The sequence below is a fragment of the Phreatobacter aquiterrae genome (assembly GCF_053471285.1).
Map to the genome: position 1 here is coordinate 25,243 of NZ_JBJPHW010000002.1, position 22,984 is coordinate 48,226.

General features: G+C 68.2%; 21 protein-coding genes. 11 read left to right on the plus strand and 10 right to left on the minus strand.

Going from position 1 to position 22,984, the window contains the following annotated elements; translation table 11 throughout:
* Positions 1-29 precede the first annotated feature (29 nt).
* Complete coding sequence (locus ACJ4V0_RS02610) at positions 30-1,247, minus strand: ABC transporter substrate-binding protein (RefSeq protein ID WP_448297996.1); 1,218 nt, start codon at positions 1,245-1,247, stop codon at positions 30-32.
* A gap of 74 nt (positions 1,248-1,321) precedes the next feature.
* Entirely contained in the window at positions 1,322-2,128 is an 807-nt protein-coding gene (locus ACJ4V0_RS02615) for a GntR family transcriptional regulator (RefSeq protein ID WP_448297997.1), read from the minus strand.
* A 182-nt stretch (positions 2,129-2,310) separates the two neighbouring features.
* On the opposite strand from ACJ4V0_RS02615, the gene leuC reads away from it, so the two are divergent.
* The 4 genes from leuC to ACJ4V0_RS02635 are packed head-to-tail and all read left to right on the plus strand — an operon-like array spanning position 2,311 to position 4,823.
* Positions 2,311-3,708 carry a 3-isopropylmalate dehydratase large subunit gene (leuC, locus tag ACJ4V0_RS02620; RefSeq protein ID WP_448297998.1) on the plus strand — a complete coding sequence of 466 codons (1,398 nt, stop codon included), beginning with the start codon at positions 2,311-2,313 and terminating at the stop codon, positions 3,706-3,708.
* Positions 3,705-4,286 (plus strand): 3-isopropylmalate dehydratase small subunit, encoded by a 582-nt coding sequence (gene leuD, locus ACJ4V0_RS02625; protein ID WP_448297999.1) that lies wholly within the window; start codon positions 3,705-3,707, stop codon positions 4,284-4,286. The genes leuC and leuD overlap by 4 nt, the downstream gene beginning before the upstream one ends.
* Positions 4,287-4,317: 31 nt before the next feature.
* Positions 4,318-4,572, plus strand: coding sequence for a type II toxin-antitoxin system Phd/YefM family antitoxin (locus tag ACJ4V0_RS02630; RefSeq protein ID WP_448298000.1), 255 nt, complete (start codon positions 4,318-4,320; stop codon positions 4,570-4,572).
* Complete coding sequence (locus ACJ4V0_RS02635; RefSeq protein ID WP_448298001.1) at positions 4,569-4,823, plus strand: Txe/YoeB family addiction module toxin; 255 nt, start codon at positions 4,569-4,571, stop codon at positions 4,821-4,823. Before ACJ4V0_RS02630 ends, ACJ4V0_RS02635 begins: the two co-directional genes overlap by 4 nt.
* A gap of 4 nt (positions 4,824-4,827) precedes the next feature.
* On the opposite strand, the gene ACJ4V0_RS02640 is transcribed toward ACJ4V0_RS02635, so the two are convergent.
* Together ACJ4V0_RS02640 and tyrS are read right to left on the minus strand one after the other, a co-directional pair.
* Complete coding sequence (locus ACJ4V0_RS02640) at positions 4,828-5,445, minus strand: glutathione S-transferase family protein (protein ID WP_448298002.1); 618 nt, start codon at positions 5,443-5,445, stop codon at positions 4,828-4,830.
* Between the two features lie 4 nt (positions 5,446-5,449).
* Entirely contained in the window at positions 5,450-6,742 is a 1,293-nt protein-coding gene (tyrS, locus tag ACJ4V0_RS02645) for a tyrosine--tRNA ligase (RefSeq protein WP_448298003.1), read from the minus strand.
* Between the two features lie 101 nt (positions 6,743-6,843).
* Between tyrS and ACJ4V0_RS02650 the strand changes: the two genes are divergently transcribed.
* Together ACJ4V0_RS02650 and ACJ4V0_RS02655 are read left to right on the plus strand one after the other, a co-directional pair.
* Positions 6,844-7,935, plus strand: coding sequence for an anhydro-N-acetylmuramic acid kinase (locus ACJ4V0_RS02650; protein ID WP_448298004.1), 1,092 nt, complete (start codon positions 6,844-6,846; stop codon positions 7,933-7,935).
* 100 nt (positions 7,936-8,035) lie between these two features.
* Positions 8,036-8,353: a rhodanese-like domain-containing protein gene (locus ACJ4V0_RS02655; RefSeq protein WP_448298005.1), complete on the plus strand. Its 318-nt coding sequence runs from the start codon at positions 8,036-8,038 to the stop codon at positions 8,351-8,353.
* A gap of 12 nt (positions 8,354-8,365) precedes the next feature.
* Here ACJ4V0_RS02655 and ACJ4V0_RS02660 read toward each other — a convergent pair whose 3' ends face one another.
* Positions 8,366-11,917 carry a hypothetical protein gene (locus tag ACJ4V0_RS02660; RefSeq protein ID WP_448298006.1) on the minus strand — a complete coding sequence of 1,184 codons (3,552 nt, stop codon included), beginning with the start codon at positions 11,915-11,917 and terminating at the stop codon, positions 8,366-8,368.
* Between the two features lie 240 nt (positions 11,918-12,157).
* Here ACJ4V0_RS02660 and ACJ4V0_RS02665 point away from each other — a divergent pair, with 240 nt between their 5' ends.
* The 3 genes from ACJ4V0_RS02665 (at position 12,158) to ACJ4V0_RS02675 (ending at position 16,129) form a co-directional block, all read left to right on the plus strand.
* On the plus strand, positions 12,158-12,667 hold the full coding sequence (locus ACJ4V0_RS02665; RefSeq protein ID WP_448298007.1) for a peroxiredoxin: 510 nt from the start codon (positions 12,158-12,160) through the stop codon (positions 12,665-12,667).
* Between the two features lie 49 nt (positions 12,668-12,716).
* Positions 12,717-14,063, plus strand: coding sequence for a M23 family metallopeptidase (locus ACJ4V0_RS02670; protein ID WP_448298008.1), 1,347 nt, complete (start codon positions 12,717-12,719; stop codon positions 14,061-14,063).
* A gap of 89 nt (positions 14,064-14,152) precedes the next feature.
* Complete coding sequence (locus tag ACJ4V0_RS02675; protein WP_448298009.1) at positions 14,153-16,129, plus strand: hypothetical protein; 1,977 nt, start codon at positions 14,153-14,155, stop codon at positions 16,127-16,129.
* 74 nt (positions 16,130-16,203) lie between these two features.
* On the opposite strand, the gene ACJ4V0_RS02680 is transcribed toward ACJ4V0_RS02675, so the two are convergent.
* The 4 genes from ACJ4V0_RS02680 to rocF all read right to left on the minus strand — a co-directional run bounded on the left by ACJ4V0_RS02680 (position 16,204) and on the right by rocF (position 20,359).
* Positions 16,204-16,983 carry an outer membrane protein gene (locus ACJ4V0_RS02680; protein WP_448298010.1) on the minus strand — a complete coding sequence of 260 codons (780 nt, stop codon included), beginning with the start codon at positions 16,981-16,983 and terminating at the stop codon, positions 16,204-16,206.
* A 201-nt stretch (positions 16,984-17,184) separates the two neighbouring features.
* A complete protein-coding gene (locus tag ACJ4V0_RS02685; protein ID WP_448298011.1) occupies positions 17,185-17,907 on the minus strand; it encodes an outer membrane protein in 723 nt (240 codons plus the stop codon).
* Positions 17,908-18,123: 216 nt separating this feature from the next.
* Positions 18,124-19,255 (minus strand): peptide chain release factor 2 gene (gene prfB / locus ACJ4V0_RS02690; RefSeq protein WP_448298012.1). Its coding sequence is split into 2 segments (ribosomal slippage): positions 18,124-19,185 and positions 19,187-19,255, totalling 1,131 coding nucleotides; the frame shifts between segments, so codons are not numbered across the junction.
* A 174-nt stretch (positions 19,256-19,429) separates the two neighbouring features.
* Positions 19,430-20,359 (minus strand): arginase, encoded by a 930-nt coding sequence (rocF, locus tag ACJ4V0_RS02695; protein WP_448298013.1) that lies wholly within the window; start codon positions 20,357-20,359, stop codon positions 19,430-19,432.
* A 95-nt stretch (positions 20,360-20,454) separates the two neighbouring features.
* Between rocF and ACJ4V0_RS02700 the strand changes: the two genes are divergently transcribed.
* Together ACJ4V0_RS02700 and ACJ4V0_RS02705 are read left to right on the plus strand one after the other, a co-directional pair.
* Complete coding sequence (locus tag ACJ4V0_RS02700; protein WP_448298014.1) at positions 20,455-20,943, plus strand: anthrone oxygenase family protein; 489 nt, start codon at positions 20,455-20,457, stop codon at positions 20,941-20,943.
* Positions 20,944-21,069: 126 nt separating this feature from the next.
* Positions 21,070-22,380: a solute carrier family 23 protein gene (locus ACJ4V0_RS02705; protein WP_448298015.1), complete on the plus strand. Its 1,311-nt coding sequence runs from the start codon at positions 21,070-21,072 to the stop codon at positions 22,378-22,380.
* A gap of 69 nt (positions 22,381-22,449) precedes the next feature.
* Here ACJ4V0_RS02705 and ACJ4V0_RS02710 read toward each other — a convergent pair whose 3' ends face one another.
* Positions 22,450-22,920 carry a hypothetical protein gene (locus tag ACJ4V0_RS02710; protein ID WP_448298016.1) on the minus strand — a complete coding sequence of 157 codons (471 nt, stop codon included), beginning with the start codon at positions 22,918-22,920 and terminating at the stop codon, positions 22,450-22,452.
* Positions 22,921-22,984: the final 64 nt, after the last annotated feature.

The window sequence follows — 22,984 nt, forward strand, 5'->3', positions numbered from 1 at the left end:
GAGTTGAGCTGAAGGCCTGGCGGAGAGGATCAGCCCGTCACGGGGAATACGGGCTTGGCGTCGGCGAAGGCGTCGGGGAAGATCACCTTGATGTCGCCGTTCTGGATCTGCGTGTTCACCGGAGCCGCGCCGGTGTTCTGGCCGTTCTCGAACTTCGTCGGACCGTAGGGCATGATGTGGTCGGCGAAGGTCGAGGCGGCCATGGCCTCGATGATCTTGACGCGGTCGCGCGAGCCGGACCGCTCGATGGCATCCGCCACGAGGCGCACCGAGGAATAGTTCAGCGGCACGTTGTAGAGCCAGAAGCGGCCCATGGCCTCGACCTTGGCGCGCAGTTCCGCCGTCTTGGCTTTCCGCGGATCGGCCCAGTGGTTGCAGTCCATGACGTTGTTGGCGGCGTCCGGGAACTCTTTCACGAAGCGGAAGTTCGAGGCCGCCCCGTTCAGCACCGCATAGATGCCCTTCGGCCGGATGCGCTGCTGCTGCATGGTGCGGGCCAGCAGCACGAACTCGCCATAGTAGCTTGAGGGGATGACCAGATCCGGATTGAGCGCGCGGATGCGGAGCGCGACGTTCGACATGTCGCGGGCCGGCGTCGGATGCGGGATCGTTTCGAGGATCTGGAAGCCGAGGGCCGAGAGACGCTCGTTCATCAGCTTGGCGAGGCCGGTGCCGAACAGGCCGTCCTCATGCACCAGCACCACGGTCCTCGCCGGCTTGCCGGCCGCATCGTTCAGCTTGACGAGGTTGTCGATGGCAGCGCGGGTGACGGCGCCGAAGCCGGGACCGAAGCGGAAGGTGTTCTTCAGGCCGCGCGAGACGATCTGGTCGGAGACGCCGACATCCACGGCATAGGGGATGTCGTAACGCGAGGCGGCCTGCGAGGCGGCAAGGCAGATCGGCGAGGCGAAGCCGCCGACAATGGCCGAGACGCCCTCGGCGTGCATCTTCTCCACCTCCTGCGTGCCTGCCTCCGGGTTGGAGCGTGCATCGCCGAAGACCATCTCGATCTTCGCCCCGCCGAGCGACTTGATGCCGCCGGCCGCGTTGATGTCGTCGATGGCGAGTTGCGCGCCGATGCGGCCGTATTCGCCATCCTGCGCCAGGGCGCCCGTCACCGGCTGCAAAATGCCGAGCTTGACGGGGGCAGCCTGCGCCCGGACGAGGCCGGGCGCCGAGAGGACCAGGGCACCGGCGGCGCCGGTGGTGAGAAGATTGCGTCGCGTCGTGCCGTTGCTGGCGGTCATGGTCGATGATCTCCGTCCGTTACACTCTGAAAGGCGGCCGGTTTCGGTTCACCGGCTCGTATGCAGTCTTTTCGTCAGTCGTTGGTGGCGGCCCCGTTCAGGCCGACCCCCATGCGCAGGCGCTCCACCGGCGACCACAGGCGGTCCCCGCCTGAATCGATGCGGATGAGATCCATCTGGAACGAATAGCGATCCGGCCGGTAGAAAGCCGCCAGATGCTCGATGCCGCGCCGCTTCACGTCGGAGACGACGCGCGTCAGGGACAGGACGGGGGCGCCGATGTCGATGCCGAGCGCCTCCGCGACGTCGGGTCCCGCCAGCGCCGCGGTGATGGTCTGCGTCGCGCGGTCGACCTTGACCCCGGACCGCTCGATGAGGGTGAGCAGCGGCTTGGCGCCGAGTTCGGCCTCCGAATAGGTCGCGCCGATCCGCTGGGGGACATGGGTGACCAGGTAGGAGAAGGGTTCGCCGTCGATGATGCGGACGCGCACCGAGCGCTGGACCTTCTCGCCGGTATCGAGCTTCAGCGCCTCGGCCACCTCGGGCGTGGCATCGACATAGCCGAACTGCAGCAGCCGGACGTCGGTGGAGCGCCCCATCTCGACGAGGTGGGCGAGCGCATTCGACAGATCTGCGACGATCGGCCGCTTGATGGTCCGGGCGGTGATGAATGTCCCTGCCCCGGGCCGGCGGGAGATCAGCCCCTCACGCTCGAGCTCGGCAAGCGCGCGGCGGATCGTGACGCGAGAGACGTCGTGCAGGTCGGCGAGATCGGGTTCGGAAGGCAGGCGCGTGCCCGGCATGAGTTCACCGGAGGAAATCCGGTCGCGAAGCGTGAGATAGACCCGCCGCGTCTTCGATGTCTCGATGGCTTCAGCCATGGTGTCGCTCCCTCGCAGGCCGGGAGCCACACCGGGGCCTTGCGGCCCGGGACCCTTGTTCGGCAGCGTGGCGATCTGCATTTGTCTGCCGGCCTGTTCGGTGACTAGGGATAGCGAATTTTCAGGATTTGTCTATCCTATGATACAATGTTCTGCCGTCAAGCGCCGACCCGGAGATGAATGTGCCTCGCGTCGCGACCCTGTTCGACAAACTCTGGGATCTGCACGTGATCACGCGCCGCGACGACGGCTTGTCACTGTTGTGGATCGACCGGCATTTCGTCCATGAGGGCTCGCACCACGCCTTCGGGCAAATTGCCGCACGTGGCGCCACCGTGGCGCGTCCCGACCTGACCTTTGGCGTCGCCGACCACTATGTGCCGACGCGCGGGCGCGGCGGGCCGATCGTGGACACCTCGGTGGCCCGCATGGTCGATCAGTTGAGCGGCAACACCGCCGCCCATGGCATCACGCTGTTCGGCCTCGACGATCCGCGCCAGGGCATCGTCCATGTGACCGGCACGGAGCAGGGCCTGACCCTGCCGGGGCTCACCGTCGTCTGCGGCGACAGCCACACCTCGACCCACGGCGCCTTCGGGGCTTATGCCTTCGGCATCGGGGCCTCGGAGGTCGCGCATGTTCTGGCGACGCAGACGCTCTGGCAGAAGAAGCCTAAGCGGATGCGGATCACCGTCGACGGCCGGACAGCCGAGGGGATCACGGCAAAGGACATCATGCTGACCGTCATCGCCACCATCGGTGCCGACGGCGCGGCGGGCCATGCGATTGAATTTGCCGGCGACGCCATCCGCGCCCTCTCGATGGAGGGCCGCATGACCCTCTGCAACATGTCCATCGAGGCGGGCGGGCGCTGCGGCATGGTGGCGCCCGACGCCGTCACCTTCGCCTATCTGCAGGGTCGTCCCTTCGCGCCCACCGGCGACCTCTGGGAGCGCGCGCTGGCCGATTGGGCCGGGCTTGCGAGCGAACCCGACGCCGTCTTCGACCGTGAAGTATCACTGGATGCTGCTGCGATCGCCCCGACGGTGACCTGGGGCACCAGCCCGGAACAGGCCCTTCCCATTGTTGCGCAGGTCCCCGATCCCGCCTCCATGGCCGATCCGGTCAAAGCCGAGGCCGCCCGCGACGCGCTCGACTACATGGCGCTGACGCCGGGCCAGGAGCTCCGCTCGGTGACCATCGACCGCGTCTTCATCGGCTCCTGCACCAATGCGCGCATCGAGGACCTGCGCGCGGCGGCGGCAATCCTCGCCGGTCGCAAGACGGTCGTGCCGGGCCTCGTGTCGCCCGGATCCTCCCTCGTCAAGCGGCAGGCCGAGGAGGAGGGCCTCGCACGCATCTTCACCGAAGCCGGCCTCGAATGGGTCGAGAGCGGCTGTTCCATGTGCGTCGGCATGAACGGCGACATCGTCAAGTCCGGCGAACGATGCGCCTCGACGACAAACCGCAACTTCAAGGGCCGGCAGGGCCCGGGGGCGCGCACCCATCTCATGTCGCCGGCGATGGTCGCCGCCGCCGCCGTCACCGGCCGGCTCACCGATGTGAGGCATTTCGCATGAGGCCGTTCACCAACGAGACATCGGCGATGCTGCGGCTGGCCGTCGCCAATGTCGACACCGACCAACTCATTCCGGCCCGCTTCATGAAGGAGCCGCGCAAGCCGGAGGGCTATGGCCGCTTCCTGCTGCACGACCTCATGGCAGCGGGCACCGCTCCTGCTCCGGAGGCGGGCCAGACCATCCTCGTCGCCCGCCGCAATTTCGGCTGCGGCTCCTCGCGCGAGGCGGCGGTCTATGCCCTCGCCGATTTCGGCTTCCGGGTGGTGATCGCCCCGAGCTTCGGCGACATCTTCGCCTCCAACTGTGTCAAGAACGGCGTGCTGCCGGCGACCGTCAGCGAGGCCGACGCGGAAGCGCTGCTGGCGAGCGCGCCCCTCCCCGCCGCCGTCGATCTCGCGGCGCAGACCATCGCCTGCGGCAATCTCGTGGTGCCCTTCGCCATCGACCCCGTGTGGCGCACCCAGCTTCTCAACGGCTGGGACGACATCGACCTGACGCTCGCCGAGGGTGATGCCATTGCCGCCTTCGCCGCGCGCGACCAGAGCGCCAGGCCCTGGGCGGTGCCGCGTCGCGGTTGAGATTGGGTACGTTTTGGCGTACATTGACGGCATGCGCGTCAAGACCTCGACCGAACTCCGCAAGACCCTCGCCGCCACTCTCGACCAGGTGGTGGCCGACCATGCGCCGGTGCTGATCACCCGCGAGGGCGGCAAGCCCGCGGCGGTGCTGATCTCGCTGGAGGACTACACGTCGATGGAGGAGACGACTTATCTCCTCAAGAGCCCCCGCAACCGCGAGGACCTGCTGGCGTCGATCGCCGAACTCGATGCGGGTCTGGGGGTCGTCAGGAAGCTGGAGGAATGATCATCGCCTTCTCGCCACGCGGTTGGACGCACTACCGCTACTGGCAGGAGACGGATCGGAAATTCCTCAAGAGGCTCAACAGCCTCATCGAAGAATGCACGCGGACGCCCTTCACCGGCACCGGCAAGCCGGAGCCGCTGAAGAACGAGTTGCAGGGCTGGTGGTCGCGGCGGATCGACCAGGAGCACCGTCTCGTCTACCGCGTGCGCGGCGACGTGCTCGAGATCGCCCAGTGCCGCTACCACTATTGAGCGATCACTCCCCCGCCAGCGCAGCCTTGACCGCCGGCCGCTCGGCCATGCGCCTCATGTGGTCGGCAACCTTCGGAAAGCGGTTCACATCGACGCCGTCGCCCTCCAGCCAGCGCGAGACCACGAAGAGGTAGGCATCGGCCACCGTGTAGGCCTCGCCCATCACCCAGGGACCGCGGAAGAAGTCGTTCTCGATCAGCGAGAAGCTCGCCGCCATGGTCTCCGGCACCTTGCGGCGCATGTCGAGGAAGGAGCTCTCCTCCGTCGCCCAGCGCGCGCCACGGTGCTTGTGGGCGTGGTTCACGTGGACGGTGGAGGCGAGATAGCTGTTGAAGGCCTGCATCTCGGCGAAGGCGAAGGGATCGTTCAGCGGCGCGAGGTTCTTCTCGGGATAGCTCTGGGCGACAAAGGCGAGGATGGCGACGTTCTCCGTCAGCACGCCACGGTCGGTGACGAGGGCCGGCACGCGGCCCTTGGGGTTCACTGCGAGATAGGCCGGCTTGGTCTGCTCGCCCGAAGCGAAATCGACTTTCACCGGCTCGTAGGAGGCCCCAGCCTCCTCAAGCGCGATGCGCGAGGCGAGTGCGCAGGTCTTCGGGCCGTAGAAGAACTTCATCGTCATCGTCTCATCCCACCTTCACGAGCACATGCTTCTTGCGGCCGAAGGACAGCTTGATGGCGCCCTCAACAAGATGTGCGTCGGTTACCACCATTTTGGCATCACCAACCACGTGGTTGTTGACGCTCAACCCGCCGCCCTCCACCTGACGACGAGCCTCTCCATTGGATTTCGTCAGCCCTGCTCTCACGAAAAGCGCAAGTACGCCAACACCCGAATGGAGTTCCGATTGCGGAATGACGATCTCTGGGTACACGATCGCAACTACATTGGGGTCGCCATCCGGATGGCCCAGCGTAGCCACGCTCGCTTTTCCGAACATGCCCTGCGCAGCGAGTGCGGAATTCTCCGCCGCCTCGCGCCCACGCACCAGGGCGGTCGCCTCGGTGGCGAGGATCTTCTTCGCCTCGTTGATCTCGGCGCCCTGAAGCGCGGCGAGACGGTCGATCTCGGCCATCGGCAGCAGGGTGAACAGCTTGAGGAAGCGTGCGACGTCGCCGTCCTCGGTGTTCCGCCAGAACTGCCAGTAGTCGTAGTTCGACAGCATGTCGGCGTTGAGCCAGACCGCGCCGGCCGCCGTCTTGCCCATCTTGGCGCCGGAGGAGGTCGTCAGCAGCGGGCAGGTCAGCGCGTAGAGCTGGTGGGTGCCCATGCGGCGGCCGAGGTCGACGCCGGTGACGATGTTGCCCCACTGGTCGGAGCCGCCCATCTGCAGGTTGGTGCCGTAGCGGCGGGCCAGCTCGACGAAATCGTAGGACTGCAGGATCATGTAGTTGAATTCGATGAAGGAGAGCTCCTGCTCGCGCTCCAGCCGCATGCGCACCGAATCCATGGTCATCATGCGGTTGACCGAGAAGTGGCGGCCGATGTCGCGCAGCATCTCGATGTAGTTGAGCTTGGTCAGCCACTCCGCATTGTCTGGCATGATCGCGTCGGTGCGGCCCTCGCCAAACGTCAGCAGCTTGGCGAACACGCCTTTCAGCGCGTCCTTGTTGGCGTTGATGTCGTCGATGGACAGAATCTTGCGCGTCTCGTCGCGGCCCGAGGGGTCGCCGACGCGGGTGGTGCCGCCGCCCATCAGGGTGATGGGCTTGCCGGCGCCGGTCGCCTGCATCCAGTGCAGCATCATGATCGACAGGAGGTGCCCGACATGGAGTGAGGGCGCCGTGCAGTCATAGCCCACATAGGCGACGACATCCCCCTTGGCCGCGAGGGCGTCGAGACCCTGCATGTCGGAACACTGGTGGATGAACCCGCGCTCGGTGAGAATGCGCAGGAAGTCGGAGGACGGGGCGGTCATGATCTTTCCAGATGGCGCTGACAGCCGGACACTCGCGCCCGGCGGAGGCGCGGTGTAGCAGAGGCGGGGCTCAATTTCACCCTTCGAATCGGCAGGTCTCCATGCGCGCCATCGGCCTGATGTCGGGAACCTCGATGGACGGCGTCGACGTGGCCCTCGTCGACACCGACGGCGAGACCATCGCGGGCTTCGGCCCGACCTCCTTCCGGCCCTATACCGAGGACGAGCGGGCGCTGCTGCGGCAGGCCCTGAAGGAGGGCGCGCAACTCACCGACCGGACAGCCCGCACACCGCTGCTCGCGCGGGCCGAGGACCTCGTGACCCGCGCCCATGCCGAGGCGGTAGAACGATTCCTCGAGATGAATGGCCTCACGCGCTCGGACGTCGGCGTCGTCGGCTTCCACGGCCAGACCGTGCTGCACCGGCCCGAACTGAAACTCACCGTGCAGATCGGCGACGGCGTCGCATTGCGGCAGCGGCTCGGCATTCCCGTCGTCCATGACCTGCGGCAGGCCGACGTCGCCGCGGGCGGCCAGGGCGCGCCGCTCGTGCCGGTGTTCCACCGGGCGCTCGCGGCGCAGGCAGCCCTCCCCCGGCCGCTGGCGGTCGTGAATATCGGCGGGGTTTCCAATGTCACGCTCATCGGCCGGAGCGATGAACTGCTCGCCTTCGACACGGGGCCGGGCAACGCGCTGGTCGATGACTGGATGGCCGAGCGGACCGGCGAGCGCATGGATGCCGGCGGCGCCACGGCGACGCGCGGCCGGGCGGACGAAGCACTGCTCGCCTGGCTCATGGTCCACCCCTTCTTCGCCAGGCCGCCACCGAAGTCGCTGGACCGCAACGCCTTCGCCCACCGCATCGTCGGCAATGTCGCGACCGAAGACGGCGCGGCGACGCTGACCGCCTTCACCGCCCGCTCCATCGCCCGCGCCGCCGATTTTGTGAAGGAGCCGCCGGTCCTCTGGATCGTCTGCGGCGGCGGGGCGAGAAACCCGGAAATGCTGCGGCTGCTTTCCCACCATGCGCGTGCCGAGGTCCGCACCGGCGAGGATGTCGGCTGGTCGTCGGACTTCCTTGAGGCGCAGGCCTTCGCCTATCTCGCAGTGCGCTCCATGCGCGGCCTGCCGCTGACATTCCCGTCGACGACGGGGGTGAGGGAACCCATCTGCGGCGGGGTCGTGGTGGCGTGAGGGGGCGGCCTTGCATCTGGCAGGGGACCCGTCAGCACTTGCCGTGCCCCGTGCGCTTGCCAGCTGCTAAGCTGACCTTCGCTTCTGCCGGAGCCACACCATGCCTGTCCACGACCTCACCCCCCACGACGTCGCCCGCGGCCTTGCCGAAAACGCCATCCTGCCGGTCGATGTGCGCGAGCCGCACGAACTCATGATGGCCCGGATCCCGGAGGCGGTGAACGTGCCGCTCTCCTCCTTCGATCCGCGCGCCATTCCCGACCCCGCAGGCCGCCGGGTCGTGTTCCTGTGCGCGGCAGGCGTTCGATCCGTGCAGGCCAGTGAGATCGCACAGGCGCACGGCCTGCCCTACGACGCGCATCTGGCCGGCGGCATCAAGGCCTGGGCCATGGACGGCCAGGCCTTCGAGCGCGGCTGACGCGCCGTTCGCTCAGCGCTGGGCCGCGTCTGCCGGCAGGGGCGCCGTCGACCCGGTCGCGCTGCCGCGGAAATCGAACATCTTGCGCAGGAAGCCGGGCGTCACCGCCGAGAGCGGATTGATCGTCAGGCGCGGCGCGCTGACCGCGCCGGAAATCTGGTAGGTGATGCCGAAGACACCCTCGTCGGGCGCCCCGCCCAGGAAGAAGCCGAGCACGGGAATGCGGGCGAAGATGTTGTTCAGCGCATAGGCGGGCACATAGGTGCCGCGCAGCAGCAGGCGGTCGCGGCCGGGATCGAACTCGCCCTCCACCGTCGCGCCGATCGCCGCGCCCCAGAGAAGACCGTCCGATACCGTGACCTTGCCGGCCGTGCGGGCGAAGTTGGCGCGCAGGCGCGAGAAGGCGAAGGCATCGTTCTGCGGCTGCGGCTGACGCGGCGCATTGGGCGAGGTGCCGGCGGCCGCGACCATGCCGGAGACGGCCTGATCGCCACGGATGCGGAAGTCGGTGATCTCGACGCTGCCTTGGCGGATCGTGCCGTTGGGCTGCGGCGGCGTCATGATCAGCGCGAGGCTTCCGCCCTGAAGCGAGCGGTAGAGGTCGAGAAAGCGCAGCACCGCACCGGCATCGCCGGAACTCACCGCGATGCGCTGCCCGTTCCCCTGCCCGCGCTGTTCCACAGCGAAGGGCGCGTCGCGTCCGACCCGGCCGGTGGCGGTGAGCGACCGGATCGCCTGACCGCTCCTGACCATGCGCAGGTCGAGCTGGCGGATCACCTCGCCATTGCCGCCGACGACCGCATTGGCCTTGAAGTCGATGTCGAATTCGGCCGCCGGGGCATTGCCGCTTCCGCCAGCCGTGGCGGCGCGTGGCGGCTCGGACAGCGACTTGATGATGTGGCGCGCGTCGACCACCTCGCCCCGCGCGATGACGCGATGGCCCGTCCCGGCGCGCTCGATGCGGATGTTCATCCGGTCGCCGTCGGACAGGTTGTAGGCGGGGAACAGCCCGGAAATCAGGCCACCCTTGTCGTCGAAGGTCGCCGACCCGCGCACCAGAACGCCGCGGCTCTCGACGAGCAGGTCCTCGATTTTCCAGCCGTTGTCGCCGTCGATGGCGACGAAGCGGGCCTTGGCCGCCTGTCCGCGCGGCTTGGTCCAGCCCGGCAGCAGGTCGGCGAGCGCGGCGGGCCCGAGATCCACCTCGACGGTGTAGCGGCCGGAATCCTCGCCGACCGTCATCACCTTGACCGGGGTCGGGCCGACGATGCGGTTGCCGATATTGAGGCCGAGGCGGGCGCGGCCGCGGTCGTCGAGTGTCGCCGTCAGCCGGATCTCGGGCTTGGCCTCGGGCCTCGGCTTCCGATACTCGAAATTCGCCTGGGCGCCGCCCAGCACGCCCTGCCCGCGCATCGAGAAGGCGCGCGGCGTGGTCTGCACCTTGAAGGCCGCGCGCTCCACGCGCATCTCGCCAAAGGCGTTGTCGGCGGAAAAACCGGTGAAATCGGCTTCGACAGTGTAGTCGACCAGTTCGGGCTTGAACGTCTCCGTCAGCGGCACCCTGACGGTGACGTTGGCGACGACGCTGCCCTCGACCTTGCCGCTCGGCAGCGTCGGCCCGGTGGCGGCGCCCTTGAAGGCCTCCTGTCCAAGCAGCGCGAAGGCGGCGTCGGCGGGGCCCTGGAGACGAAACTTGCTGACCGAGTCCGGTGGCTGAATGCGATGGTCGGCGATCTCGAACGAGCCTTGGGTCAGAGTCAGCCTGCGCCCCGGCGCGGGTTCGATCACACCCTTCACGACCACGAGATTGGCGGCCTGGCCGTCGACATCGACGTCGATGTCGGCTTCCTTCAACGGCGACATTCCGGGCATCACGCGCAACGTGATGCCGCGCAGTTGGGAACGGACCGAGAGGGCCTGCTTCTCCAGCACCCAGTTCCTTGTGGCCAAGAGGCCGGCGGGAATATCCATCCGGATCGCCGTGGCCTCGGCCGTGCCGCCGCTCATGTTATCGGCCGCCCAGTCGCGGGCGTGCGGATTGGTCATCCGCGGCCACAGCGACAACGCGGTGGCGAAGGGCATGGCGGAGGTCGCGATGTCCATCGTCATGGCCGGCGAGCCTTCCGAAAAGACGAGCTTGCCACCGAGCCGGGCCAGCGGCTCGGCGCCCTGATCGACGGCGAGGTTCTCGATGCTCAGCGTGCGCGACGGCGGGTCGAAGACGAACCGCGCGTTGCGCACGTTGATCGGCACCGGCGGTTCGTGCGGGTTGAGGACGGAGGTCACCGCCTTCAGGTTGGCCAGTTCGACGACGAAGGGCTCGCCATGGCGCGCCGGCGGCGAGATGACGCCGTCGAGCGAGGCGCGGTTGTCGCCGGCAATGACCTCCACCCGGTCGACGATCAGGCCGGGCGCGCCGGTCTGCCAGTGGACATCGGCCGCCACGCTGTCGATGGCGATCCGCATCGTCTCGTCGTTGACGTCCCCGACCTTGCCGGCCCCCATGGTGACGCGGCCGTTGAACCCCACGGGGTCGCCGGCCTCGCCCACGGTGGCGCGCAGGGTTCCCGAGATGGGGGTGTCGGCATAGACGACCTGCGGCCCCTGCAGCGCCAGCGACAGGTCGCGCGGCGACATGCCGGTCATCGAGAAGTCGATGGTGCGCTGGCCATTGGCATCGCGGCGGGTAATCGTCGCCGTTGAGGTCCAGCGCGCGCCGGACCCGGAGGCGTCGAGGTCGATCAACAATCCCCCCGCGGGCGGCGCCGTGATGTCGAAGTCGATGCCCGCGAAGACGAAACGCTTGCCCGAGCGCACGTCGTCGACGATCACCGTACCGTTGCGCAGGCCGAAGCCGGCCAGCCGATGGCCGTCGAGGCCCGACTTCTCGATGAGATCGAGCCAGATACCGAGGCGGCGGAAGGGGGAGAGTTCAGGCTCGGGCAGCGTGGAGCTGATTTCCGCCGTCGGCGTCTGGCCACCCGATTCCGAGGCGCGGCCGTCCTCCGGCATCTGCGTCCGGAAACGGCCGGCGGCTAGCGCGATCTGCCCGTCCTCGCCGACCTTCAGCGCGACCGAGGCGCCGACGAGGTCGATGCGACGGACCGAGGGGCGGCCGAGGATGGGCAGGGAATCGAGACCGAGGGCGACACGGGGCATGGATGCGACCCGCCGGCCGTCGGCATCATGGACGATGACGTCGCGCGCCTCGATCTCGACCTTGCCCGCCGCATCGCGCACCATGATCGCCGAGCCGATCTGGACCGTGCGCCCGTCGCCGAGCTGGTCGGACAGCGAGCGGGCGATCCACGGGGTGACCATGTCGAGGCCCATGCCGCCGCGCTGAATCTGCCAGGCGAGGAACATGACCGGGCAGACAACGAGGAGAAGGAAGGCCGCACCGACCCCGGTGCACCAGCGCCGACGCGACGACCAGCACGACATCGGACCCCCGAACAGGCCCGGCATGCGGCGGTTGGCCCACAGGGACCGCCACCCGCCGCGCCGTTCCTCCGCCGTCGTGGCGTCAAAGGGAACCCTGCCCTGATCGGGGCGCCATTCCATTCCGTCTTCGTCCCCCGCCATGGGCAGCTCACGCCCGGGATCTGCGTGCGGCGCCATCGCGCCTTCCGCAATCTGCACGGACTGCCTTAACCAACTGTTAGGCAGCAATCCATTTCGCCTGCACAGGAGCGACGCGCTCCGGGGCGCATCATCCGCGGCGACCGGCGAGGATCCAATGATCTCGCGCAAGCGTATCCAGAGGCGTTTCTGACAGTCAAAGCCGACGAAAGGAAGGCATCCGTGGGACCGAACGTGGGGGACGAGGCTCCGGCCTTCTCGCTGCCCGGCATGGGAGGCGGGCGAATCGATCTCGCGGCGTTTGCCGGGCGAAAGGTCGTGCTGTTTTTCTATCCGAAGGCCGATACGCCCTCCTGTACCCAGGAGGCCGTCGACTTCACCGCGCTGGCAGCCGATTTCGCTGCCGCCGGGGCCGCCGTGATCGGCATCTCGCGCGATCCGGTGAAGGCGCTCGACAGGTTTGCCACAAAGCGCGGCCTCGGCGTCCTTCTCGGCGCCGACGAGGACGGTCGTGTGGTCGAAGCCTACGGCGTCTGGGTCGAGAAGAGCATGTACGGCAAGAGCTACATGGGCATCGAACGGACCACCGTCCTGATCGATGACGCGGGACGCGTTGCCCGTGTCTGGCCGAAGGTGAAGGTGAAGGGGCACGCCGCCGAGGTTCTGGAGGCCGCCCGGGCGCTCAAGGCACCGGGTGTCGGGTTTACGAAGGAGGCAGGCACGCTTCGTTAACCTTAATCGGCGGTAATGCGGCGTCTCGTTCGCGTACGGATGGACGCCGATGCCGCATTCCAGCCCGCGTTACAATCGCGCCCAGCTCGCCCAGGAGGCCAACCTCCGGGCTCAGGTACCGACCGGGGCGATCACCTTCGCCTGGCGCGGCCGTAGCGGCACGCGCACCGTATCCCTCTCCTACGCCCTGATGATTGCCCTCGGCGTCGCGACCCTCGGCCTGTCGCTCTGGGGCGTGGCCGTCACCAGCTACCTCGCCTTCAAGGACGATATCATCGGCGGCGTGATGAACCGTCAGGCCGCCATGCAGCATGCCTACGAGGATCGCATCCGTGAGCTGCGCGGCCAGGTCGACCGCCTCACCAGCCGACAGATGGTGGACCAGACTGAGATCGAGCGCCGGGTGGAACAGGTGGCGCGCCGGCAGGCCCTGCTCGAGACGCGCCAGTCGATCGTCACCTCGCTGAAGGAATCCGTCGCCCGGCCGCAGACACGGGCCGCCGCGCCCGCGCAACGTCCGGCACCAGAACTCGCCACCTCGACGTCACGGCCGCTGCCGGCCGGCGACACCGTGCGCCTGACGCCGCCGCCCGAGCGGCATTCGCGCCTCGAATCGCGGATCGTCGTCGCGGCAGAGCCGCAGGCGACCTTCACCCTCGCCTCGGCCCCGACGCGCCTGGACCTCGTTGCACGCGTCGAGCAGTCGCTGGAGCGCGTCGACCTGAACCAGCAGACAATCCTGCAGGGCCTTGAGACGCGCACCGAGCGGCGGGCGAAGCGCATCCGCGCCATGCTCGCCGAATTGGGGCTCGCCGAGACCCGTCTCGCCCCGACCGCCCGCAGCGGCACGACCGGAACGGGCGGGCCGCACATCCCCCTTCCCGCGCTGTCACCTGAGGCCTCACCCTTCGAACGGCAGGTCTTCCGCCTGCAGACGGTGATCCGCGACCACGAGCGGCTGAACCAACTCGTCGCCAGCATCCCCGTCGCCCGCCCTCATGCCGGGGAGTTGGAGCTGTCCTCCGGTTTCGGCGCCCGCCTCGATCCCTTCCTGCGGTCATGGGCCATGCATTCGGGCATCGACTTCCGCGGCGCGACCGGCGAGCCCGTCTATTCCGCCGCCAGCGGCAGGGTGGCCCATGCCGGAATGCTCGGCGGCTACGGCCTTCTGGTCGAGATCGACCACGGCAACGGCATCGTCACGCGCTACGCCCACCTCTCGCGCATCGACGTGAAGGAGGGCGACATGGTCGGCGTCGGCCAGCGCGTCGGCCGCATCGGCTCGACCGGCCGGTCGACCGGGCCGCACCTCCACTACGAGACCCGCATCAACGGCGAGGCCGTGGACCCGATGCGCTTCCTGCGGGCCGGGATCAGGCTCGCATCCGCCGATTGACGACGGCCGGGCCGCGGTGCCGGCGGCCAGGCCACGCAGTGCATGCGATTTCGCGCTCCCTTCGGGGGACCAACACAGGAGAGGATCCCGTGACGGATCTGTTCGTGGCCTACCGGCGCGCCGACAAGGAGCGCGTCGCCATCATCCGGCAGGCGCTGACGGCCCTCGGCGTCGCCATCCATGCCGACATCGAGCCGAAGGCGCGCGGTGCCGCCAAGGCGATCCGCGAGGCCGCCGCCCATGCCCCGGCCGTGCTGGCGCTCTGGCCGGAGTCGATCCTCGATCCGACCGAGAACCATGCCGGTCTCTGCACGCTGGCCCGCACCGCCCATGAGAGCGGCCGGCTGGTCGCGGCAAGGCTCGCTCCGATCGATGTCGCCCGGCTGGAGCCACCTTTCGACGCCCTGCCGACGCCGGACCTGTCGGCCTGGCTCGTATCGCCCGACCAGCCGGCCGCCGAGCCCGCCTGGCAGGCCGTGCTCGTCGCTCTCGGCACGCTGATCGGCCGACCGGGTCTTGCCCAGCTCGCTGTCGCGGTGGCGTCCGACCGGGACGCGGACGGCGAACCGGCGCAGGTCGCCTTCGCCCGCCGCCATCCCGACGATCCCGCCTCGCCCGCCATCTGGACGCGCTTCGAGACGGCCGAGCGCGAGCGCTTCGCCGCCGCCTTCCGCAAGGCGCATGGCGTGCTCGTCGAGCGCAGCAACGAGGCGCAGAACCGCCTCAAGGTGTCGCTGGAGGCCTTCTCGGCCTATCTGAAGGCGGTCCGGACCGACCCCAACGCCGTCCCGCCGGATCCGAAGGCAGCCCTCGCCGACGGCGCTGCGGCCCTGCGTGAGAGCGTCGCCCGGCTCGCCGGCGACAACGAGCGGCTGCAGACGGCCCTCGACCGGGCCAGACAAACCGCGGCACCTGCCGCCGCCAACGGCAACCGTCCCTGGAAGTGGATGGGCATCTCGGCCGCCGCCTTCCTCGTCGGCAGCATGGCGGCTGCCGGCATCACCGAGTTCGCCGGTCCGCTGCGCGGCGATGCCCATCCGCGCATCGCCAGCCTGGCGCGCCTCGCGCAGCAGCGCGCCGAGGTCGCTTCGACCTCGGGTGCGGAGATCGCCCGCCTCAAGGAGCAGGCCCGCCTCGCCGCACGGCGTGCGGAGACGGCGGAAGCCAATCTGCGCAATGCCCGCACGCAACTCGCCCACAGCCAGACCGAGTTGATCCAGCGGCAGAACCAGGCGAGCGAGGCCACCGGCCAGTCACGGCGGGTGCAGGCCGACCTGCAGGCAGCGCAGGCTGCCGTCGCTACCGCGGAGAAGAAGGCGCAGGAGGCCCAGGCCCGCGTCGCGAGCCTCGAGGGCGAGGTCCAGTCGCTGCGCGCGACGGCGGTCGCCGCCGCCGACAATGCGGTCACTACCGGATCGGTGCGTGCGCGTGGCCCCGAGGCGCAGACCGCACCGGCCGAGACCACGCCTCAGGCCGCTGCACCGCAGGGCACCGCGCCCGTGCCGATGCCGCGCCCGGAGAGCGAGGTGACGGGCTCCGTGCCCCCTGCCCCGCCGCCGGCCGTCGAGGGACCCTATCGCCACCGCCGCGACCGCTGGTCCTTCGCCGTGCCCCCGGGCTTCCGGCTGGACAGCGACAACGACCTGCCGGGGCCGGTCAATTCGGTGCTGGTGCACGAGCAGAACCGCGACGCCGTCGTCGTGGTCAGCGCCAACAATGCCAGGTCCACCGGCGCCTGCACGCCGCAGGCCTGGTACTGGGACAACATCGTCGAGGGCTCCCGGCCGCGCCGCGGCGAAGTCCTCAGCGATGCGGGCCTGCCGCAGGGCGATGGCGGCTTCCGCGGATTCTCGGTCCGCGGGCGCGGCGTGCTGCAGGGCGACCGCTTCCGCACCGACCTCGAATACTATGACCTTGTCGCACAGAAGCGGAACGAGCCGGGCGTCGTCTATCTCGTCCAGGCTCGCTTCCCGCGCGCCATGGCGGCGGAGATGGTCCGCTCGGTCAACGCCATGTGGCGCGAGTTCGAGGTGACGGGACCGCGCGCCTATCCGACACGGTGCTGAGGGCGGGAGCTGAAACCACAAACAAAAAGGCCGCCCGACGGGCGGCCTTTCCGTTTCACAAAGAAAGCTCGCGATCAGTAGCGCGCGACGACGGTCGAGGGGCCGGTCGAGAAGCGGTAGTTGAGGCCGAGCTTGACCGTGTCCATGCTGGCGCGGAAGTGATCGGTCCCGATGCCCCAGAAGGCCGCCGGCGGGCGCCGCCAGCTGCCGAAGTCGTAGCGCAGATATTCCAGCTTCACCGACAGGTTCGGTGTGATGCCGTACTCGATTCCGAGGCCGGCGACCCAGCCGATGCGATCATTCTGCCAGCCTGCGCCGAACTCGACGCCGCCCACGAAATTGCGGTCGCGGGAGCGCGCATAGCCGAGGCCGCCCGTTGCGTAGATCAGCGCGTTGCCGACCACCACGCCGCCGCGGACGCGGGCCGAGGCGAAGAGGTTGGTGGTCTTGCTGACCTGGTCCATCAGCAAGAACTGCGGCGCGCGACGATGGGAGATGCTGCCGAAGCTCAGGTCGCCTTCAAGACCCAGGACGATATTGTTGATCTGGTGGTTGTAGCCGAACTGGAAGCCACCGAAGACGCCGCGCGGCTGGACCGTGTAGAAGACGACCGGATTGTCGTCCTCGACGCGCTGATGCCCCCAGCCATAGCCGACATGGACGCCCGCATAGAAACCGGTCCAGTTCTGGGCGGCAGCCACGATCGCCGCCTGAACGGGAGAACGCGGAGTGCCGAGGTCCGCCGCGAAGGCCGTGGTGGAAAAGCCAGCGGCGGCCAGACCCGCCAGAAAGATGCGCTTCATGAAGTGCCCCGAAATGCCCTCGAAATGGAAGCGAGCGTTGGACGCAGCCACCTGAACATCGCTTTTTTCGGAGGCATGTTTCTGAATTGTGGCGTTGATACACCTCGACATATGGTGCAGTTCATCTGTTGCGGGCATGCAACATTAAATACAGATAAACTCTGCGAAATGGCAAGAAATGCGCGCGAGGCGTGTCAATGAGAAAAGCCGCCCGGGGGGCGGCCTTTCAGGCTGGCGAGGGCGTGCTGGCCCTCAGTAGCGCGCGACGACGGCCGAGGGGCCGGTCGAGAACAGGTAGTTCACTCCGAGGCGGAACTTGTGCGTCTCCATCCGTACCCCGGCGATTCCTACAGCCGCAAAGTCGCGACGACCATAATTGGCGTAGAGATACTCGCCACGCACGGTCCAGTTCGGTGTGATGGCGTGCTCGACGCCGGCACCCACCGTCCAACCGGCGCGAGTCTGTGTCTGAGCGGCCAGAAGAATGTTGTTGGTGATGTCGGTGTTGGCGAGCCGCAGGTCGGCGAAGGCCACACCGCCGGTGACGTAGAACAGCGTCCTGTCAGCCGCAAAGCCCAGGCGGCCGCGGATCGAGGCATCCCAAGTCGTCCGCCATGACAGCTGTGCCGCGAAGGCACCGAAATTGATCGGCGCACCGCGGCGCTGGGTGCCGAAATAGCCAAGGTCGCCCTCAATACCGAGAACGAGGTTGTTCATCTGATAGTTGAAGCCGATCTGGCCGCCTGCCACGAGGCCCGTGGCCGAACCAGCGATGTTGCCGCCGGTCAGGGCACCGAGGTTGGTGTTGACGAAACCGACGCCGGCATTGAGACCAGCGTAGAAGCCCGTCCACGAAAAGACCGGCGCGACGACCGCCGCGGCGATCGGCATGCGTGGCGTCCCGAGGTCCGCGGCCTGAGCATGCGAGGCCATGGCGAGGGCTGCGACGCCTGCAAGCAGACACTTCTTGATCATGCGACTCTCCGACGGGTCCGACTTTCGTTTCGTCCGGAGATTTGCGACGCCTAACGTTTCTGAAATGTGGCGCAAAAGTGTCGCAATGCTTCACGCCGGGTCGCTTGTTGCACCAATACAACATCAGAACAACGCACGACCCCCGGGCGTGTCAGGCCGCCGACACCGGAAACGCCTCCGGCGGGCGGCCTGTTGGTCCACCGCGCGACCGAAGGCTCACTCCACGTCGTCGGTGTCGCCTTCCTTGGTGCCGTAGGCGCGCATGGCCAGCGTCGCCTCCATGAACCCGTCGAGGTCGCCGTCGAGCACGTCCGACGGCACGCCGGAGGTCTTGCCGGTGCGCAGGTCCTTCACGAGCTGATAGGGCTGCAGCACGTAGGAGCGAATCTGGTGGCCCCAGCCGATATCGGTCTTGGCGGCGAATTCGGCGGCGGCGGCCTCCTCGCGGATCTTCAGCTCGCGCTCGTAGAGCTTGGCGCGCAGCATCTGCCAGGCCACCGCCCGGTTGGCATGCTGCGAGCGCGAGCCTTCCGAAACGACCATGACGCCGGTCGGATTATGGACAAGGCGGACGGCCGATTCGGTCTTGTTGACGTGCTGGCCGCCGGCGCCGCCGGAACGCATCGTGTCGACGCGCACGTCGGCCTCGTTGATCTGGATGTCGATCTTGTCGTCCACCACCGGATAGACCGTGGCGGAGGCGAAGGAGGTGTGGCGGCGGGCGTTGGAATCAAACGGCGAGATGCGCACGAGACGATGCACGCCGGCCTCGGTCTTCAGCCAGCCATAGGCGTTGTGGCCCTTGATCAGCAGCGTGGTCGACTTGATCCCCGCTTCTTCACCGGGGCTCTCCTCGACCACCTCGACCTTGAAGCCACGCCGCTCGGCCCAGCGCGTGTACATGCGCATGAGCATCAGCGCCCAGTCCTGGCTCTCGGTACCGCCGGCGCCGGCATGAACCTCGAGATAGGTGTCGTTGGCATCGGCCTCGCCCGAGAGCAGCGCCTCGAGCTGGAGGCGCTCCGCCCGCTTGCGCGCCTCGACCAGGGCCTTGGCGGCCTCGTTCAGCGTGGCTTCATCGCCCTCGTCCTCGGCCATTTCGGCGAGTTCGAGATTGTCGGTGAGATCGCGGTTGATCTCCGTCAGCGCGTTCATGCGGCTGTCGAGCGCGTTGCGCTCCTGCATGACCTTCTGCGCCTTCTCCGGATCGTTCCAGAGGTCCTGGCTCTCGGCGAGGGCGTTCAGTTCGGCGAGGCGTTTGGTCGAGACATCCCAGTCAAAGATGCCTCCTCAGGAGCCCGACAGACTCCTTGATGGCCTCGGCCGTGGCGACGATGTCGGCACGCATGGGGCACTTCCCTTCAGGGTGGACGAAAAAGAGGGCGCACCCTAGTCAAGCGCGCCCTCGTGTCAATCGTCGGTGGCCGCGGCATCGCGACGACGAACTGCTGCACCTCCCCGGTAGGCCGGCGCGCCTGCTCATCCGCGGACGAGAGATGCCCTGCAGCCTGATAGACATGCGTTAGAGCGACCAGACCTGCCTCCCGAACAGGCTGGCGACGAGATCGACGAGGAGAAGCGCGCTCCTGCCGCGCTCGTCGAGGAAGGGGTTCAGTTCGACCACGTCGAGCGAGCCGACGAGGCCGCTCTCATGCAGCAGTTCCATGACGAGGTGGGCCTCGCGATAGGTGGCGCCGCCGGCGACCGGCGTTCCGACCCCCGGCGCCAGCGAGGGGTCGATGACATCGAGATCAAGGCTCACATGCAGGTGGCCACCGCGCGCCGTCACGCGCTCAATGACGTCGCGGATAAGCGCGGCCGCGCCGAACTCGTCGATGAGGCGCATGTCGATGACTTCAACGCCGCGCGAGCGCAACAACTCGCGCTCGGCGGTATCGACGGAGCGAATGCCGAACAGGATCAGGTTGCGCGGATCGACGGCGGCGTGCGGGTCCGGCAGCACGCCTTCCAGCCCGGGCTCGCGCGTCAGCATCGCAGCGGACATGCCGTGCATGTTGCCGGAGGGCGAGGTCGCCGGCGTGTTGAAGTCGGCATGGGCGTCGAGCCACAGCACAACGAGCTCGCTCCCGATTGCGGCGCAATGATCCGCCACCGCCGAGACCGAGCCCATGGACAGCGAATGATCGCCGCCGAGCACGATTGGTATCCGGCCCCGGTCGAGGGCGGCGCCCGTCCGCTCATGGGCCGCACGCGACCAGCCGGCGACACGGGCGAAATTGCGGGCGTTCTCCGGGAAGGTCGCGGGCGTCTGAACTGCGGGCAGCGTGACATCGCCGTCGTCCTCGACGTCATGCCCCAGTTCGCGCAGGGCCGCGACCAGGCCGGCAGTGCGCAGGGCGCGCGGACCCATGGCCGCGCCGAGCGTGCCGGCGCCCTCCTCCACCGGAACGCCGATCAGGGTCAGGGCACGGGGTTGTGGCAGGACTGGCATCGGGCCACCTCGATCTCGGGGCACGTTGCGCGCCGATGCTGACGCGCGGTGGCCCCTCCTATGGCACGCTCGGACGACCGGAAGGAACCCTCGCGATGACCATCGCCGCCATGCTCTTCACCCTCGCCGCCCTGATCGCGACGGGCCTCGCGGCCGGCGTCTTCTACGCCTATGCGACCTCGGTGATGCTCGCCTTCGACCGGCTGCCGCCACAGCAGGCCATCGACGCCATGCGGATCATCAACGTGGTCATCCTCAACCCGGTGTTCTTCGCCTCCTTTCTCGGCGCCGTGGTGCTGCTGCCGTCGGCGGCGATCCTGGCGTGGCTTTCGGGACTGGCGGGCGCGGCCGCGCTTCTGCTTGCCGCGACCCTCGCCTACGGGCTCGGGACCTTCGGGGTGACGATCGCCGTCAACGTGCCGCTGAACGAGGCTCTCGCCCGGCTTCCCCCCGCCAGCGCCGCGCCCGCGGCCGACTGGGCCGCCTTCGCCGATCGCTGGAACCGGTGGAACCGCATCCGCGCCGCGAGCGCCGCCCTGGCTCTGTTCCTCACCGGCCTCTCCCTGCTCGCCATGGCAGGCTGAGAACCGCTTTTCCGGTGGATGATATGCCCCCGCCCCTGTAGCCGCCGCCTGTCACCGCCTAGCATGACAGGCCGTGGCGCAGCCGACGGAATCCTCCGGCCGGGATGCGCCTGATGGGGGCACATCATGGCTGACGGCTATTTCCCGAAATGGATGGAGAAGAGCGGCGGCATCGTCATGCCGGACGAGAGGCTGCCGCTCGGCCAGACCGTCGTCGTCGGCCTGCAGCATGTCGTCGCCATGTTCGGCGCCACCGTGCTCGCGCCGATTCTGATGGGCTTCGACCCGAACGTCGCCATCCTCTTCTCCGGCATCGCCACGCTCATCTTCTTCGTGGTCACCGGCGGCCGGGTGCCGAGCTATCTCGGCTCCTCCTTCGCCTTCATCGGGCCGGTCCTCGCCGCCATCGCGGCGGGAACGGCTGCGGGCGCTGCGCCCAATATCGGAGTCGCGCTCGGCGGCATCGTCGCGGCCGGCGCGCTCTATACGGCCATCGGCCTCGTCGTGATGGCGACCGGCCACGACTGGGTCGAGAAGGTCATGCCGCCGGTCGTCACCGGCGCGATCGTCGCCGCCATCGGCCTGGTGCTGGCGCCGATCGCCATCGGCATGGCGTCGGGGACCGGCCCGACCAACGCCGAGGGCTCGGCCTTCTCGCGCTGGATCGCGCTGTTCACGGTCGTGGCGGTCGGCGCCTTCGCCGTCTATGCGCCGGGCATGTGGCGCCGCCTGCCGATCCTGCTCGGCGCCGTCGCCGGCTATGTCCTCTACCTCGTCCTTGCCAACGGCATGGGCCTCGGGCCGGCCATCGACTTCTCCAAGATCGCCGCCGCGCCGCTCTTCGGCCTGCCGAAGTTCACCGCGCCGGTCTTCGACGCGAAGGCCATGGTGCTGATCGCGCCGGTGGCGATCATCCTGGTCGCCGAGAATCTCGGCCACCTGAAGGGCATCGCCGCCATGACCGGCCGCAATCTCGACCCCTATATCGGCCGCGCCTTCGTGGGCGACGGCATCGCTACCATGCTGTCGGGCTCGGCCGGCGGCACCGGCGTCACCACCTATGCCGAGAACATGGGCGTGATGGCGGTGACCCGCATCTACTCGACGCTGATGTTCGTGGCGGCGGCGCTGATCGCCATCCTGCTCGGCTTCTCGCCGAAGTTCGGAGCGCTGATCCTCACCATCCCCGTGCCGGTGCTCGGCGGCCTCGCCATCGTCGTCTTCGGCCTCATCGCCGCGACGGCCGGGCGCATCTGGGTGGAGAACAAGGTCGACTTCTCGAACCCACGCAACCTCATCACCGTTGCGGTGGCGCTCGTGCTCGGCGCCGGCAACTTCAAGCTGACCATCGCCGGCTTCACGCTTGACGGCATCGGGACGGCGACCTTCGGCGCCATCATCCTCTACCACCTGCTGCGGGACCCCGCGCCGGAGTAAGACGATCACCAAAGAGCGCGGGGGGCGCAATGCCGCTGCATGCCATGCGGCGGCCCGTCCAGCCGCGGCTCAGTCGTGTGCCGCGAACATCGGAATGAAGATCGCAGCCGGCAGCAGGATCGCGGCGACAATCATCATGACCAGCATCTTGAGACTGGGCATGCGCAGGAAGGCAATGCCGGGATCGGCCGGATTGACGATGATCTCGATGGACCGGCCGCCGCTGTGGCGCGCGATGAGATCGGCCAAGGCTGCCGTCGGGTTCATGGCGGCAACATTGTAGCCCGTACGGTCGGGAACGCCGCACCATCGGCGATAGGATCGTCCGGCAAAATCGTAGTCGACTTCGACCTCGAGCGTCACGTTCGCCGTCTTGCTCCCGAGCGGCGCCGTCCGCGCGCGGAGAGCCTTGGCAGGAACCCGGACCCAGCCGCGCATGATGCGACGCATGACGATCGTCTGCCACGAGAGATAGGCCAGCAGGGCTACCACCAGGGCAATGAACCCCAGGAACAGCGCAATGACGACGGACCCTTCCATGGACAGGCCTCCGGCACTCCAGATGTCGACCAGCGGCGACAAGGCCGCAGGCGGACCGCCGGGA

Coding starts and splice junctions, on each gene's coding strand:
- ACJ4V0_RS02610 (WP_448297996.1), bottom strand. CDS start 1,247: ATGACCGCCAGCAACGGCACGACGCGACGCAATCTTCTCACCACCGGC.
- ACJ4V0_RS02615 (WP_448297997.1), bottom strand. CDS start 2,128: ATGGCTGAAGCCATCGAGACATCGAAGACGCGGCGGGTCTATCTCACG.
- leuD (WP_448297999.1), top strand. CDS start 3,705: ATGAGGCCGTTCACCAACGAGACATCGGCGATGCTGCGGCTGGCCGTC.
- ACJ4V0_RS02630 (WP_448298000.1), top strand. CDS start 4,318: ATGCGCGTCAAGACCTCGACCGAACTCCGCAAGACCCTCGCCGCCACT.
- ACJ4V0_RS02635 (WP_448298001.1), top strand. CDS start 4,569: ATGATCATCGCCTTCTCGCCACGCGGTTGGACGCACTACCGCTACTGG.
- ACJ4V0_RS02640 (WP_448298002.1), bottom strand. CDS start 5,445: ATGACGATGAAGTTCTTCTACGGCCCGAAGACCTGCGCACTCGCCTCG.
- tyrS (WP_448298003.1), bottom strand. CDS start 6,742: ATGACCGCCCCGTCCTCCGACTTCCTGCGCATTCTCACCGAGCGCGGG.
- ACJ4V0_RS02650 (WP_448298004.1), top strand. CDS start 6,844: ATGCGCGCCATCGGCCTGATGTCGGGAACCTCGATGGACGGCGTCGAC.
- ACJ4V0_RS02655 (WP_448298005.1), top strand. CDS start 8,036: ATGCCTGTCCACGACCTCACCCCCCACGACGTCGCCCGCGGCCTTGCC.
- ACJ4V0_RS02660 (WP_448298006.1), bottom strand. CDS start 11,917: ATGGAATGGCGCCCCGATCAGGGCAGGGTTCCCTTTGACGCCACGACG.
- ACJ4V0_RS02670 (WP_448298008.1), top strand. CDS start 12,717: ATGCCGCATTCCAGCCCGCGTTACAATCGCGCCCAGCTCGCCCAGGAG.
- ACJ4V0_RS02685 (WP_448298011.1), bottom strand. CDS start 17,907: ATGATCAAGAAGTGTCTGCTTGCAGGCGTCGCAGCCCTCGCCATGGCC.
- rocF (WP_448298013.1), bottom strand. CDS start 20,359: ATGCCAGTCCTGCCACAACCCCGTGCCCTGACCCTGATCGGCGTTCCG.
- ACJ4V0_RS02700 (WP_448298014.1), top strand. CDS start 20,455: ATGACCATCGCCGCCATGCTCTTCACCCTCGCCGCCCTGATCGCGACG.
- ACJ4V0_RS02705 (WP_448298015.1), top strand. CDS start 21,070: ATGGCTGACGGCTATTTCCCGAAATGGATGGAGAAGAGCGGCGGCATC.
- ACJ4V0_RS02710 (WP_448298016.1), bottom strand. CDS start 22,920: ATGGAAGGGTCCGTCGTCATTGCGCTGTTCCTGGGGTTCATTGCCCTG.